Below are 13798 nucleotides of genomic sequence, written 5' to 3'. Positions count from 1 at the left end.
ACAGAAATTAAAGAGGCATTTTAAAACCGAGGGGCAGAAAACCGTGCTGCCGCAAAATACGTTGCGCCTCGTCGGAGCGCAGGAAGGCGGCAAGCGGCCTGGCGGCAGCTGACAGCGTGGCCCAGCCATACTTCGCCTGCACGTTGTAATCGGGAGGGATAGTCAGGACAAGGCATTGTGAATGAGGGTTCAGGCGGGGCGCATAGCTGGCGTAGCCGATAAAAAGGTCAGCACGTCCTGTATCGATTAACCACTTTGCCGCCAGTTCGCCATCTGGAACCGGCAAGCTGTCCGGGCCGCCCACCATCGCGATTGCTCTGCGCCTGAGAAAATCGCCGCAACCGGGATGGCGCTGTTCAATATTGTCGAACAGCTGCCAGGCATAATCACCGGAGGGATCACAATGTGGGGTTGAGATCGCCAGCCGTAAATCATTACGCCGCAGCAGCGACAGCCAGTCGTCCCCGGCCCGGACACAATCACGTTTCACCGTCAGGCAGAGCGTATTATTTGTAAAATGACCGGTATCTTGTGCAAGGCCTTGCAACAGCAACCTGGCAGGATGCTGCAGGTTGGCCGAAACAAACAGGTCGCACACGTCACCCTGCTCAATATGCTGGCGCAGTAAACCGGCAGGGCCATACTGCGTGTCTGCCATTAAGCCGGACTGGATGTTAAAGGCTGCGATTAGCGCCTTCCACACATCACGCAGGCTACCTGCTGCCAGAACGTGTAACGTTTTCATGGTACGAGGTCCGGTAAAAACGGTGATACCAGCGGTCAGCCTGCTGCTGCATATCAATGTCGCGAAATTTATCAGGATAGAGCTTCTTCGCCATCCACAGTTCACCTAAACCTATCGCTTCCGGCATCGGATAACCCCATGCCTTGGCATACTCAGGCATTAGCCATACCTGATGATGTTTCACTGCATCAAGGGTTCGCCAAAGCGGATTTTGCTGAATCTCCTGTACCACCTGTGGATAACGATGCTGAACGAAAATCACCTGTGGGTTCCATACTACCACCTGTTCCATACTGACCTGCCTGAAGCCCTGAATGGTCGAGGCTGCAACGTTTAGGGCACCTGCATGGGCCATCATCAGGCCGGTATATTTCCCTGCGCCATAGGTAGTGAGATCGGGATTGGCCATATAAGCGCGGACACGCTGCTGTTCAGGTCTGTTTTTGAGACGGTCAGTCACTATCTTTCGACCGGCAAATGCCGCTGAAAGTAATGCTCTGGCCTGTTGCTGCCTGTTCACCACCTCACCAATCAGCGTAATGCCTTCTTTGATACCCAGATCGTACGCCTGATCTTCGTTTTGCATATTGGGGTTAATCTCACCCTGCTGCCCGGCATCATCGTGACGCAACGAGATTGCCAGCACCGGAATGCCCAGCGCAGTGATTTGGTCAATCATCTCTTTCGGCGCATAGTTGGTAACAAATACCACCTGTGGATGCAGCGCGACCAGTTTTTCCAAATCCACGTGGGTCAAATCACCTAGCAGCGCTTTATGCGTCAGTTCAGGCACCAGGGTTGCGTAATCGTCCCCGAGCTGCTGTTTCCAGTTAGCGAGAATTCCCACGATTTTATCTGTCGCATTTAACTGCACGAGGAGATTGAGCGTTTGATGCTGAAGCACGACCACGCGATTAACCTGATCTGGAATCGTGACGGTACGGCCAATTTGATCGGTCACAACACGACTGGCGTAGCTGTTTGAGGCGGTCAACGTCAGCAGGCCAGCAAGGACCAGGCGAGTCAGTATTTTTTTCAATGAAGCGTCTCCAAAGCGTAATGCAATGGATTATATAGCGCTTATCTGCGGCAAGGTAGCCTGTTGATGCTCAACGCCTGGCACGTGTCGCAATGGAACAGTAGCGAACGGCTCAGCCTGCGGCCATTAAGCTCATCGGGAATTGGCGGATTGAGGATTGAGGCCAGAGAAGGAGAGGAGCAAGCCTGTTCAGCCTAAGTGATTTTACGGGCCAGGCTGAGCCTTTTGCCTGGATCATACTGGCGGCGAACATTGAGACATACTTATGCCCTTGGAAGGATCATGATGAACGGCATTCTCGTACCCAATTCAGATAACAGTTTGACCCGGTACGATTGAAGGCCAGACAGAATCGTTGTGTGAGTTGCATAAAACTGGCAGGAGAGTTTTGAGGTTTTTAGCCAACGCCTTTATCTGCCTGGCGTCGGAGGGCTATTACTTATTATTCGCCCTATTAACTAAAAAAGTCGGGCGGAAATTACACCTCATCTGTGTAATTCTATTATTTCAGTATTAAATCCCTACACATTTAACTCACTGATATTCTCTTTTACACTCTGACAATAATGCTATCAGCTTGATATTAATTAGAGCACACGGCGTTAATTTTAGAATGCATACATTTTGCTAACTTGATTTTAACGGAGCCATACAGACTCCTTCATCAACCGGAATTAAGGGGTAATGTTATGAAAATCAATAAAGTAACGTCAGCTGCGGCTGCTGTAGCCTTTTCACTGATGTCTTTTGGTTGTTTCGCACAAACTGTCTCTGCCACCTCATTAACGCTGGATGGCGCGGTTTCTAAAATCGCCCGACAGGCTAAACAACAAGGTGACCATTTTAAAGTTATCAGTGCAGACACGAATAATTACGCCCATGTAACGGCTGAATTATACAAATAATGCCAGCGCTAAATAAGCAAAAGGGCCAGCTGTTTTTATATAACGGATATCCGTTTTATAAAGCAGCTGGCCTTTTTTAGGTATTTTATCATTAAGTCTGCCTGTAATACCGCCGCACAGATTTCAACACTGGAAAGGGTTCTGAAGTGCGTCTTTCCAAAAGCCCCATCTGCCAATAAACGCAAATATAGCTGGAGCCTGTCTGGCTTGAGCCGGATAGCGCTGGCGACCTTTACTCATCCTGCCGTTTAGTCGACAACCATTCACGACCTTTATTGCTGTTGCGAGTTAATGCAGGGCGGCGCTGTGCTGGATCTAAAACACAGAGGGAATTTGGCGGGTGCGGGCAGGCATTCGCGGCGTTTGTTGTATCCGGATGATCAGGCGGTTCGCCGTCTTCGGTCAGGGCCGCAGGTACATGACGCCAGGTGCGGCATTCCATCCGGCTTTCTCACGCGCCGTTTTATCCCGGCCCGGCGGTTTGAATGACGCGGACGGCGCTCGCGCAGTCCCGGCCGCGCAGCATAACCGGCCTGACGCCCCGCTTTCCGCAGGTTACGGACGTAAAAAAGCCCTGAACTTTCGTTCAGGGCTTCTTCACTTGTTTGATGCCTGGCAGTTCCCTACTCTCGCATGGGGAGACCCCACACTACCATCGGCGCTACGGCGTTTCACTTCTGAGTTCGGCATGGGGTCAGGTGGGACCACCGCGCTACAGCCGCCAGGCAAATTCTTTGTGCACGAAACGACTCTTTTACGCCATGAACGCGTTGCATTCGCTCTGCCGCAACGGTCACATACTTCAGTATGCTCCCGCTGACGTCATCGCTCTGCGCCTTCTCATGCCGCAAAATCTGTCGTTTCCGCAAATTCTTTTCCGGTAAACAATGCTGAAAATTTAATCGTCTCTCAACCAAAACGCCTCTGGCGTTGTAAGGTTAAGCCTCACGGGTCATTAGTACCGGTAAGCTCAACGCATCGCTGCGCTTACACACCCGGCCTATCAACGTCGTCGTCTTCAACGTCCCTTCAGGACCCTTAAAGGGTCAGGGAGAACTCATCTCGGGGCAAGTTTCGTGCTTAGATGCTTTCAGCACTTATCTTTTCCGCACTTAGCTACCGGGCAGTGCCACTGGCGTGACAACCCGGACACCAGCGGTGCGTTCACTCCGGTCCTCTCGTACTAGGAGCAACCCCCCTCAATTCTCCAGCGCCCACGGCAGATAGGGACCGAACTGTCTCACGACGTTCTAAACCCAGCTCGCGTACCACTTTAAACGGCGAACAGCCGTACCCTTGGGACCTACTTCAGCCCCAGGATGTGATGAGCCGACATCGAGGTGCCAAACACCGCCGTCGATATGAACTCTTGGGCGGTATCAGCCTGTTATCCCCGGAGTACCTTTTATCCGTTGAGCGATGGCCCTTCCATTCAGAACCACCGGATCACTATGACCTGCTTTCGCACCTGCTCGAGCCGTCACTCTCGCAGTCAAGCTGGCTTATGCCATTGCACTAACCTCCTGATGTCCGACCAGGATTAGCCAACCTTCGTGCTCCTCCGTTACTCTTTAGGAGGAGACCGCCCCAGTCAAACTACCCACCAGACACTGTCCGCAGCCCGGATCACGGGCCTACGTTAGAACATCAAACATTAAAGGGTGGTATTTCAAGGTTGGCTCCACGCAGACTGGCGTCCACGCTTCAAAGCCTCCCACCTATCCTACACATCAAGGCTCAGTGTTCAGTGTCAAGCTGTAGTAAAGGTTCACGGGGTCTTTCCGTCTTGCCGCGGGTACACTGCATCTTCACAGCGATTTCAATTTCACTGAGTCTCGGGTGGAGACAGCCTGGCCATCATTACGCCATTCGTGCAGGTCGGAACTTACCCGACAAGGAATTTCGCTACCTTAGGACCGTTATAGTTACGGCCGCCGTTTACCGGGGCTTCGATCAAGAGCTTCAGCTTGCGCTTAACCCCATCAATTAACCTTCCGGCACCGGGCAGGCGTCACACCGTATACGTCCACTTTCGTGTTTGCACAGTGCTGTGTTTTTAATAAACAGTTGCAGCCAGCTGGTATCTTCGACTGGCTTCGGCTCGGGGAGCAGGTCCCTTCACCTACGCGCCAGCGTGCCTTCTCCCGAAGTTACGGCACCATTTTGCCTAGTTCCTTCACCCGAGTTCTCTCAAGCGCCTTGGTATTCTCTACCTGACCACCTGTGTCGGTTTGGGGTACGATTTTGTGTTACCTGATGCTTAGAGGCTTTTCCTGGAAGCAGGGCATTTATCACTTCAGCACCGTAGTGCCTCGTCGTCACGCCTCAGTGTAAAGTGAACCGGATTTGCCTGGAACACACACCTACACGCTTAAACCGGGACAACCGTCGCCCGGCTGATATAGCCTTCTCCGTCCCCCCTTCGCAGTAACACCAAGTACAGGAATATTAACCTGTTTCCCATCGACTACGCCTTTCGGCCTCGCCTTAGGGGTCGACTCACCCTGCTCCGATTAACGTTGAACAGGAACCCTTGGTCTTCCGGCGACAAGGTTTTTCACCTTGTTTATCGTTACTTATGTCAGCATTCGCACTTCTGATACCTCCAGCATGCCTCACAGCACACCTTCAACGGCTTACAGAACGCTCCCCTACCCAACAACACATAGTGTCGCTGCCGCAGCTTCGGTGCATGGTTTAGCCCCGTTACATCTTCCGCGCAGGCCGACTCGACCAGTGAGCTATTACGCTTTCTTTAAATGATGGCTGCTTCTAAGCCAACATCCTGGCTGTCTGTGCCTTCCCACATCGTTTCCCACTTAACCATGACTTTGGGACCTTAGCTGGCGGTCTGGGTTGTTTCCCTCTTCACGACGGACGTTAGCACCCGCCGTGTGTCTCCCGTGATAACATTCTCCGGTATTCGCAGTTTGCATCGGGTTGGTAAGCCGGGATGGCCCCCTAGCCGAAACAGTGCTCTACCCCCGGAGATGAGTTCACGAGGCGCTACCTAAATAGCTTTCGGGGAGAACCAGCTATCTCCCGGTTTGATTGGCCTTTCACCCCCAGCCACAGGTCATCCGCTAATTTTTCAACATTAGTCGGTTCGGTCCTCCAGTTAGTGTTACCCAACCTTCAACCTGCCCATGGCTAGATCACCGGGTTTCGGGTCTATACCCTGCAACTTAACGCCCAGTTAAGACTCGGTTTCCCTGCGGCTCCCCTATACGGTTAACCTTGCTACAGAATATAAGTCGCTGACCCATTATACAAAAGGTACGCAGTCACCCCCATAAAGAAGGCTCCCACTGCTTGTACGTACACGGTTTCAGGTTCTGTTTCACTCCCCTCGCCGGGGTTCTTTTCGCCTTTCCCTCACGGTACTGGTTCACTATCGGTCAGTCAGGAGTATTTAGCCTTGGAGGATGGTCCCCCCATATTCAGACAGGATACCACGTGTCCCGCCTTACTCATCGAACTCACAGCCTGTGCACCTTTGTGTACGGGAGTATCACCCTGTACCCTGCGACTTTCCAGACGCTTCCACTGATGCACAAGCTGATGATGGTTCTGGGCTCCTCCCCGTTCGCTCGCCGCTACTGGGGGAATCTCGGTTGATTTCTTTTCCTCGGGGTACTTAGATGTTTCAGTTCCCCCGGTTCGCCTCATGCAGCTATGTATTCACTGCATGATAGTGTGACGAGTCACACTGGGTTTCCCCATTCGGGTATCGCCGGTTATTGCGGTTCATATCACCTTACCGGCGCTTATCGCAGATTAGCACGCCCTTCATCGCCTCTGACTGCCAGGGCATCCACCGTGTACGCTTAGTCGCTTAACCTCACAACCCACAGGCGTTTTACGCTGCGTGTCATGAGCTTTTGAGAGACTCGAACGCGTTGTCCTGTGTTCCTTATTACGGAGGAACACGACAATGCGTCGTTTCAAATTTTCAGCTTGTTCCGGATTGTTAAAGAGCAATATCTTAAACACGACTCGTAAGTCATCTTTAAGATATGTGGGCAACACCTTTCACCTGTCACCAAGCAAGTGGCGTCCCCTAGGGGATTCGAACCCCTGTTGCCGCCGTGAAAGGGCGGAGTCCTAACCGCTAGACGAAGGGGACACGGACGTGTCTCGACTTCGCAGCCGTCTTGCTTCTTTAACTTTCTATCAGACAATCTGTGTGAGCACTTCGCGGGAAGGTATCTTCAGGTAAGGAGGTGATCCAACCGCAGGTTCCCCTACGGTTACCTTGTTACGACTTCACCCCAGTCATGAATCACAAAGTGGTAAGCGCCCTCCCGGAGGTTAAGCTACCTACTTCTTTTGCAACCCACTCCCATGGTGTGACGGGCGGTGTGTACAAGGCCCGGGAACGTATTCACCGTGGCATTCTGATCCACGATTACTAGCGATTCCGACTTCACGGAGTCGAGTTGCAGACTCCGATCCGGACTACGACGCACTTTGTGAGGTCCGCTTGCTCTCGCGAGGTCGCTTCTCTTTGTATGCGCCATTGTAGCACGTGTGTAGCCCTACTCGTAAGGGCCATGATGACTTGACGTCATCCCCACCTTCCTCCGGTTTATCACCGGCAGTCTCCTTTGAGTTCCCGACCGAATCGCTGGCAACAAAGGATAAGGGTTGCGCTCGTTGCGGGACTTAACCCAACATTTCACAACACGAGCTGACGACAGCCATGCAGCACCTGTCTCACGGTTCCCGAAGGCACTAAGGCATCTCTGCCGAATTCCGTGGATGTCAAGAGTAGGTAAGGTTCTTCGCGTTGCATCGAATTAAACCACATGCTCCACCGCTTGTGCGGGCCCCCGTCAATTCATTTGAGTTTTAACCTTGCGGCCGTACTCCCCAGGCGGTCGACTTAACGCGTTAGCTCCGGAAGCCACTCCTCAAGGGAACAACCTCCAAGTCGACATCGTTTACGGCGTGGACTACCAGGGTATCTAATCCTGTTTGCTCCCCACGCTTTCGCACCTGAGCGTCAGTCTTCGTCCAGGGGGCCGCCTTCGCCACCGGTATTCCTCCAGATCTCTACGCATTTCACCGCTACACCTGGAATTCTACCCCCCTCTACGAGACTCAAGCCTGCCAGTTTCAAATGCAGTTCCCAGGTTAAGCCCGGGGATTTCACATCTGACTTAACAGACCGCCTGCGTGCGCTTTACGCCCAGTAATTCCGATTAACGCTTGCACCCTCCGTATTACCGCGGCTGCTGGCACGGAGTTAGCCGGTGCTTCTTCTGCGGGTAACGTCAATCACTGCGGTTATTAACCACAATGCCTTCCTCCCCGCTGAAAGTACTTTACAACCCGAAGGCCTTCTTCATACACGCGGCATGGCTGCATCAGGCTTGCGCCCATTGTGCAATATTCCCCACTGCTGCCTCCCGTAGGAGTCTGGACCGTGTCTCAGTTCCAGTGTGGCTGGTCATCCTCTCAGACCAGCTAGGGATCGTCGCCTAGGTGGGCCGTTACCCCGCCTACTAGCTAATCCCATCTGGGTTCATCCGATAGTGAGAGGCCCGAAGGTCCCCCTCTTTGGTCTTGCGACGTTATGCGGTATTAGCCACCGTTTCCAGTGGTTATCCCCCTCTATCGGGCAGATCCCCAGACATTACTCACCCGTCCGCCACTCGTCACCCGAGAGCAAGCTCTCTGTGCTACCGTCCGACTTGCATGTGTTAGGCCTGCCGCCAGCGTTCAATCTGAGCCATGATCAAACTCTTCAATTTAAGTTTGATTTGCTGAAACCAGTTCAGCGGTGCTCATCTGTAAAACGTCATAATGAATTTCATTATGTGTTCACTCGTGAGACTTGATATTTTTTACGTCCGGAGACGCTGATATCAATCCTGCGAGTGCCCACACAGATTGTCTGATAAATTGTTAAAGAGCAGTGCGAACAGCGGGTTAACCGTCTGTCGCGAGGTGGCGTATATTACGCTTTCCTCCTTCAGAGTCAACCTCTTTTCCAGAAGTTTTTCTCCGGCGGCTCAGTTTCCCGAACCTCCCGACACCGCATTCCGTAAGCCGTTGTGCCGTGTCAGTGGAGGCGCATTATAGGGAGTTCTCTCAGGCTGACAAGGGCTAAATTCAATAAAAATGACCGTTCGCTGCATTACACAGCAAAACCCCACTTTATACGCAGTTACACACAAAGTTATCCACATTCCTGGAAGCGTTAAATTTAGACGAGCATCACGCAAACGTTTTCGCTACAATGCCCCGCAACGCAATGGATGCCCCTTTTCGGGGCGTTACCTGAAGTTTTTACGCTTTTGCTTCTCTATATAGAGAGAAGTGAGCACGCAAGCTTGATGTAACGCTCTTATTTACGCGAATCAAAGCCAAGGGATAAAACCACCATGCCACAACCTCGTCCTTTACGCCGCGCCCTGCTCAGTGTTTCTGATAAAGCCGGCATCCTCGAATTTGCTCAGGCACTCTCCCAGCGCGGTGTAGAGCTGCTCTCCACAGGTGGTACCGCTCGCCTGCTGGCAGAGGCGGGACTGCCCGTCACCGAAGTGTCTGACTACACCGGTTTCCCGGAAATGATGGATGGACGCGTTAAAACACTGCACCCAAAAGTACACGGCGGTATTTTAGGACGTCGTGGGCAAGATGATGCCGTAATGGCGCAGCACGCTATCAGCCCTATCGATATGGTGGTCGTAAACCTTTATCCCTTTGCCCAAACCGTCGCAAAGCCGGATTGTTCACTGGAAGACGCTGTCGAAAATATTGATATTGGCGGCCCAACGATGGTGCGCTCGGCAGCCAAAAACCACAAAGACGTAGCGATTGTGGTTAAGAGCAGCGACTACCAGGCCATTATCGCCGAGCTGGACGCCAACCAGAACTCGCTCACGCTCGAAACCCGTTTCGATCTGGCGATTAAAGCTTTTGAACATACCGCCGCGTACGACAGCATGATCGCCAACTATTTTGGCAGCCTGGTCCCGGCTTATCATGGCGAAACCAGCCAACCTGCAGGCCGCTTCCCGCGGACTCTCAATCTTAACTTCATTAAAAAGCAGGATATGCGCTATGGCGAGAACAGCCATCAGGACGCGGCCTTCTATATAGAAGAAGATGTGCAGGAAGCATCAGTCGCTACCGCCAGGCAGGTGCAGGGCAAAGCGCTGTCTTATAACAACATCGCGGATACCGATGCCGCGCTTGAGTGCGTGAAAGAGTTTGTTGAGCCCGCCTGCGTTATTGTCAAACATGCTAACCCTTGTGGTGTCGCTGTGGGCGAGTCCATTCTGGCGGCTTACGAGCACGCTTATCAGACTGACCCCACTTCTGCCTTCGGCGGCATTATTGCCTTTAACCGCGAGCTGGATGAGGCTACCGCAAAGGCCATCATCAGTCGGCAGTTTGTTGAAGTCATCATCGCCCCTGCGGCAACGGAAGCTGCGCTGAAAATTACGGCGGCTAAACAGAACGTCCGCGTTCTGGTATGCGGTAAATGGCAAGGTCGGGTCGCCGCCCTTGATTTCAAACGTGTGAACGGAGGTTTGCTGGTTCAGGATCGCGATCTCGGTATGGTCGATGCCAGCCAGCTACGCGTGGTAAGTCAGCGCCAGCCTTCAGAGCAGGAGTTGCGTGATGCGCTGTTCTGCTGGAAAGTAGCCAAATTCGTTAAGTCCAACGCGATTGTCTATGCACGGGACAACATGACCATCGGCATTGGTGCCGGACAGATGAGCCGCGTCTACTCAGCCAAAATTGCAGGCATTAAAGCCGGTGATGAAGGTCTGGAAGTGAAAGGGTCCGCGATGGCTTCCGATGCTTTCTTCCCGTTCCGCGACGGCATTGATGCCGCTGCTGCCGTGGGCGTCAGCTGTGTGATTCAGCCGGGCGGTTCTATTCGCGACGATGAAGTCATTGCAGCAGCCGATGAGCATGGCATTGCCATGATCTTTACCGATATGCGTCACTTCCGCCATTAATTCTGTGGAGCGTTTTATGAAAATTTTAATCATTGGTAACGGCGGACGTGAACACGCACTGGCCTGGAAGGCTGCACAGTCGCCGCTGGCGGAAACCGTTTTTGTTGCACCGGGCAATGCAGGCACCGCACTGGAACCCGCGTTGCAGAACGTCGACATTGCACCAACCGATATTCCTGCCTTACTGGCCTTCGCCCAGCGTGAACAGATCGATCTCACCATCGTTGGCCCTGAAGCGCCGCTGGTGTCAGGTGTCGTTGATGCGTTCCGTGCGGCGGGCTTAAAAATCTTTGGCCCGACCCAGGCCGCCGCGCAACTGGAAGGATCTAAAGCCTTTACCAAGGACTTCCTGGCACGTCATAACATCCCGAGTGCGGAGTACCAGAATTTTACAGAGGTCGCCCCTGCGCTGGCTTATCTTCGTGAAAAGGGCGCGCCGATTGTCATCAAAGCCGACGGACTGGCAGCCGGTAAAGGTGTCATTGTGGCAATGACGCTGCAGGAAGCAGAAGACGCCGTGCACGATATGCTGGCAGGCAATGCGTTTGGTGACGCGGGACACCGTATTGTTATTGAAGAGTTCCTGGACGGCGAAGAAGCCAGCTTTATTGTGATGGTTGATGGCGAGAACGTGTTGCCGATGGCCACCAGCCAGGATCATAAACGTGTGGGTGACGGCGATACCGGCCCGAACACCGGGGGAATGGGCGCGTATTCCCCTGCCCCGGTTGTAACCGATGCGATCCACCAGCGCGTAATGGATCAGGTTATCTGGCCAACCGTGCGCGGCATGGCGGCAGAAGGCAACGTTTATACTGGTTTCTTATATGCCGGGCTGATGATCGATCAGGCGGGTCAGCCAAAAGTGATCGAATTCAACTGCCGCTTCGGCGATCCAGAAACGCAGCCTATCATGCTGCGCCTGCAGTCGGATCTGGTGGATCTCTGTCTGGCGGCCTGCGACGGAAAGCTAGACCAGAAGGATTCCCAATGGGACCCGCGTCCATCGCTTGGTGTGGTGCTGGCCGCTGGCGGCTATCCCGGTCACTACAATAACGGCGATCACATTCAGGGTCTGCCGCTGGAAGAGGTTGCCGACGGCAAAGTTTTCCACGCTGGGACTCGCCTTGAAGACGATCGGGTGCTGACCAACGGCGGGCGCGTTTTGTGCGTCACCGCCTTAGGCGACGATGTCGCTGCGGCACAGAAACGGGCTTACGAACTGGCTAAACCGATTTCCTGGCAAGGCAGCTTCTGCCGACGCGATATCGGCTATCGTGCAATTGACCGTAAATAAAGAACGAAGGGGCACCCAGTGCCCCTTTTTACTGTCTCAGAAGTCTGCCTCTTCAGGCGCATCTGCACACTCATCTTTTTGACTGACACGCAGTAGCTGCACGCCTTCAGGGGCTTCCAGCCACGAAATCATCAACGGTCCCGTCTTATTGCTGCGGTAATGTGTTAGCGTCTGCAGGGCATAACTGTCAAAAGCAGGCGTCACCTGCTGGCCCTCACAGGTTTCCACAGCCCTTCCGCCTGACCAGTGCCCCTGTTTCAAGAACACACGACCACTTAACAGCGCATCGCTGACTTCGCGCATACGTTGTGCATCGAATTTGTAAAGCTCCACTGCATCTGGACTGACTGCCTCACGGCGCGTCGCGAGCTGGCGCTGCATGAAATTAAGGCTGCCATTTTGATCAAAGCGTAAGGTGACGTCGTCTGGCTTATCGCCTTTGACCTGACGCTCTACGCTGATTAAGTCATCCCCAAGCCAGCGATAATCAGTAATTTCACTTTTTTCACTGTTGAACGGATTGTACAGCGTACGAATATGTACCGAATGATGATCGGTATTTTTGCGCCAGATACGTACACTGCCGCGATCGGCAAGGTAACCGCTGGCCGAGAAAGCCGGGATGTCGGGGGTTGAGCTGCACCCGATAATCAGTGAGGAGAGGAACAGGGCAGATAATCGCTGGAACAGCGTAGTCATGGTGGCTGGCCCTTAAACAAAAGGGGCGAAATCGCCCCTGTTTAAAACGTTACCGCAATGCGACGTCTTACTTAACGGCGTCTTTCAGAGCTTTACCAGACACGAATGCAGGTACGTTTGCCGCAGCGATTTTGATTTCTTTGCCAGTCTGTGGGTTACGACCGGTACGCTCAGCGCGGTGGTTCACTTTAAAAGTACCAAAACCAACCAGTTGTACAGCATCACCCTCTTTCAGAGACTCGGTGATTGCAGCCAGAGTAGATTCCAGCGCTGCCTTAGCCTGGGTTTTAGACAGGTCAGCTTTTTCTGCGATCACATCAATCAGTTGAGTCTTGTTCATAAGTTATCCTTAAAGTGTATTTATCGCTTGCTAAGCAACGAGTGCGAGGGAAAAGCCGGCTTCGGGCACTCTTCAGCCTGCACGCACCGATAGCCACAATTTTCAGCCCCCCAAATGTAGACCAGACAGGGGGCTGATGTGAAGCCTCCAGGCGCGCTAATTAAGGCCTGAAGTCACGTTTTCTCGCCTTATTGCTGAATTTTTATACCGATGTTACTAATTCCCGCCTCACGCAGGTCGGATCGCAGACCTTTTATCAATTCAAGGTCTCGCTCTTCACAATCCGCGAGCAGGCGAAAAATCTCCCATTGCAGGTCCCATTCGTCGATGACAGCCGGATTTTCTCGCAGCTCTTCATCGGTCATTTCGCGACCTTCGTGAGTCATTTCCAGAATGGCAACGGTGGTGATCGAAGTCTTACTGACTTCAATCGCATGCTCAAGCGTTTCACCGCTTAACTGCGAGTGCAGGACTTCACTCAATGCAACGCAGGCATCAATTGCCGGATACACACCGTATACCTCAAACGCATCACCATCGGGAATCGCTGCTTCAAGCTTTTCCAGTTGGCTGTCAAAATTGATCTTTGCGTCTTTCACCGTCAGCGTTTCCCAAATCAGGTCCAGGATGCGGCGGTAAAGGGCAGGATCGGCAAACTCGGTTTGCTGGCAAAAAGCCACGTAGTTGGGATACATGCGCTCGCACAGGCAAGCCATAAACGTCAGATGTTGCCAGCTTTCCAGCTTGGTCAGACGCAGATGCACAGGGTTTTGTAACATACACAGAGCTCTTAT

At 52.9% G+C, this 13798-nt stretch carries 8 protein-coding genes, 1 tRNA gene and 3 rRNA genes; 3 read left to right on the top strand and 9 right to left on the bottom strand.

Annotated elements, in window-relative coordinates:
• Window positions 1-7: 7 nt before the first annotated feature.
• Together A6A26_RS06385 and A6A26_RS06380 are read right to left on the bottom strand one after the other, a co-directional pair.
• On the bottom strand, window positions 8-745 hold the full coding sequence (locus A6A26_RS06385) for a substrate-binding domain-containing protein (RefSeq protein WP_063877958.1): 738 nt from the start codon (window positions 743-745) through the stop codon (window positions 8-10).
• Window positions 714-1784 carry an ABC transporter substrate-binding protein gene (locus tag A6A26_RS06380; protein ID WP_063877957.1) on the bottom strand — a complete coding sequence of 357 codons (1071 nt, stop codon included), beginning with the start codon at window positions 1782-1784 and terminating at the stop codon, window positions 714-716. The genes A6A26_RS06385 and A6A26_RS06380 overlap by 32 nt, the downstream gene beginning before the upstream one ends.
• A 689-nt stretch (window positions 1785-2473) precedes the next feature.
• On the opposite strand from A6A26_RS06380, the gene A6A26_RS06375 reads away from it, so the two are divergent.
• A complete protein-coding gene (locus A6A26_RS06375) occupies window positions 2474-2689 on the top strand; it encodes a YdgH/BhsA/McbA family protein (protein ID WP_063877956.1) in 216 nt (71 codons plus the stop codon).
• 610 nt (window positions 2690-3299) lie between these two features.
• On the opposite strand, the gene rrf is transcribed toward A6A26_RS06375, so the two are convergent.
• The 4 genes from rrf to A6A26_RS06350 all read right to left on the bottom strand — a co-directional run bounded on the left by rrf (window position 3300) and on the right by A6A26_RS06350 (window position 8445).
• Window positions 3300-3415, bottom strand: a 5S ribosomal RNA gene (gene rrf / locus A6A26_RS06365).
• A 208-nt stretch (window positions 3416-3623) separates the two neighbouring features.
• Window positions 3624-6530, bottom strand: a 23S ribosomal RNA gene (locus tag A6A26_RS06360).
• Between the two features lie 210 nt (window positions 6531-6740).
• Window positions 6741-6815 (bottom strand) — tRNA-Glu (locus tag A6A26_RS06355).
• Between the two features lie 90 nt (window positions 6816-6905).
• Window positions 6906-8445, bottom strand: a 16S ribosomal RNA gene (locus tag A6A26_RS06350).
• The 16S, 23S and 5S rRNA genes sit together here with 1 tRNA gene alongside, the layout of an rRNA operon.
• A gap of 633 nt (window positions 8446-9078) precedes the next feature.
• Between A6A26_RS06350 and purH the strand changes: the two genes are divergently transcribed.
• On the top strand, window positions 9079-10668 hold the full coding sequence (gene purH / locus A6A26_RS06345) for a bifunctional phosphoribosylaminoimidazolecarboxamide formyltransferase/IMP cyclohydrolase (protein WP_063877954.1): 1590 nt from the start codon (window positions 9079-9081) through the stop codon (window positions 10666-10668).
• Window positions 10669-10684: 16 nt separating this feature from the next.
• Complete coding sequence (gene purD / locus A6A26_RS06340) at window positions 10685-11965, top strand: phosphoribosylamine--glycine ligase (RefSeq protein ID WP_063877953.1); 1281 nt, start codon at window positions 10685-10687, stop codon at window positions 11963-11965.
• Between the two features lie 36 nt (window positions 11966-12001).
• Here the strand turns inward: purD and A6A26_RS06335 are convergent, their stop codons facing one another.
• The 3 genes from A6A26_RS06335 to A6A26_RS06325 all read right to left on the bottom strand — a co-directional run bounded on the left by A6A26_RS06335 (window position 12002) and on the right by A6A26_RS06325 (window position 13783).
• Window positions 12002-12664: a DUF1481 domain-containing protein gene (locus A6A26_RS06335; RefSeq protein WP_063877952.1), complete on the bottom strand. Its 663-nt coding sequence runs from the start codon at window positions 12662-12664 to the stop codon at window positions 12002-12004.
• A gap of 67 nt (window positions 12665-12731) precedes the next feature.
• Window positions 12732-13004, bottom strand: coding sequence for a nucleoid-associated protein HU-alpha (gene hupA, locus A6A26_RS06330; protein ID WP_006121511.1), 273 nt, complete (start codon window positions 13002-13004; stop codon window positions 12732-12734).
• A 188-nt stretch (window positions 13005-13192) separates the two neighbouring features.
• Window positions 13193-13783, bottom strand: a complete 591-nt coding sequence (locus tag A6A26_RS06325; RefSeq protein WP_063877951.1) for a YjaG family protein — start codon at window positions 13781-13783, stop codon at window positions 13193-13195.
• Window positions 13784-13798 lie beyond the last annotated feature (15 nt).

The sequence above is a fragment of the Pantoea sp. OXWO6B1 genome (genome assembly GCF_001641135.1).
Taxonomy (GTDB): domain Bacteria; phylum Pseudomonadota; class Gammaproteobacteria; order Enterobacterales; family Enterobacteriaceae; genus Pantoea; species Pantoea allii.
This window is presented reverse-complemented; position numbering and strand designations above follow the sequence as displayed.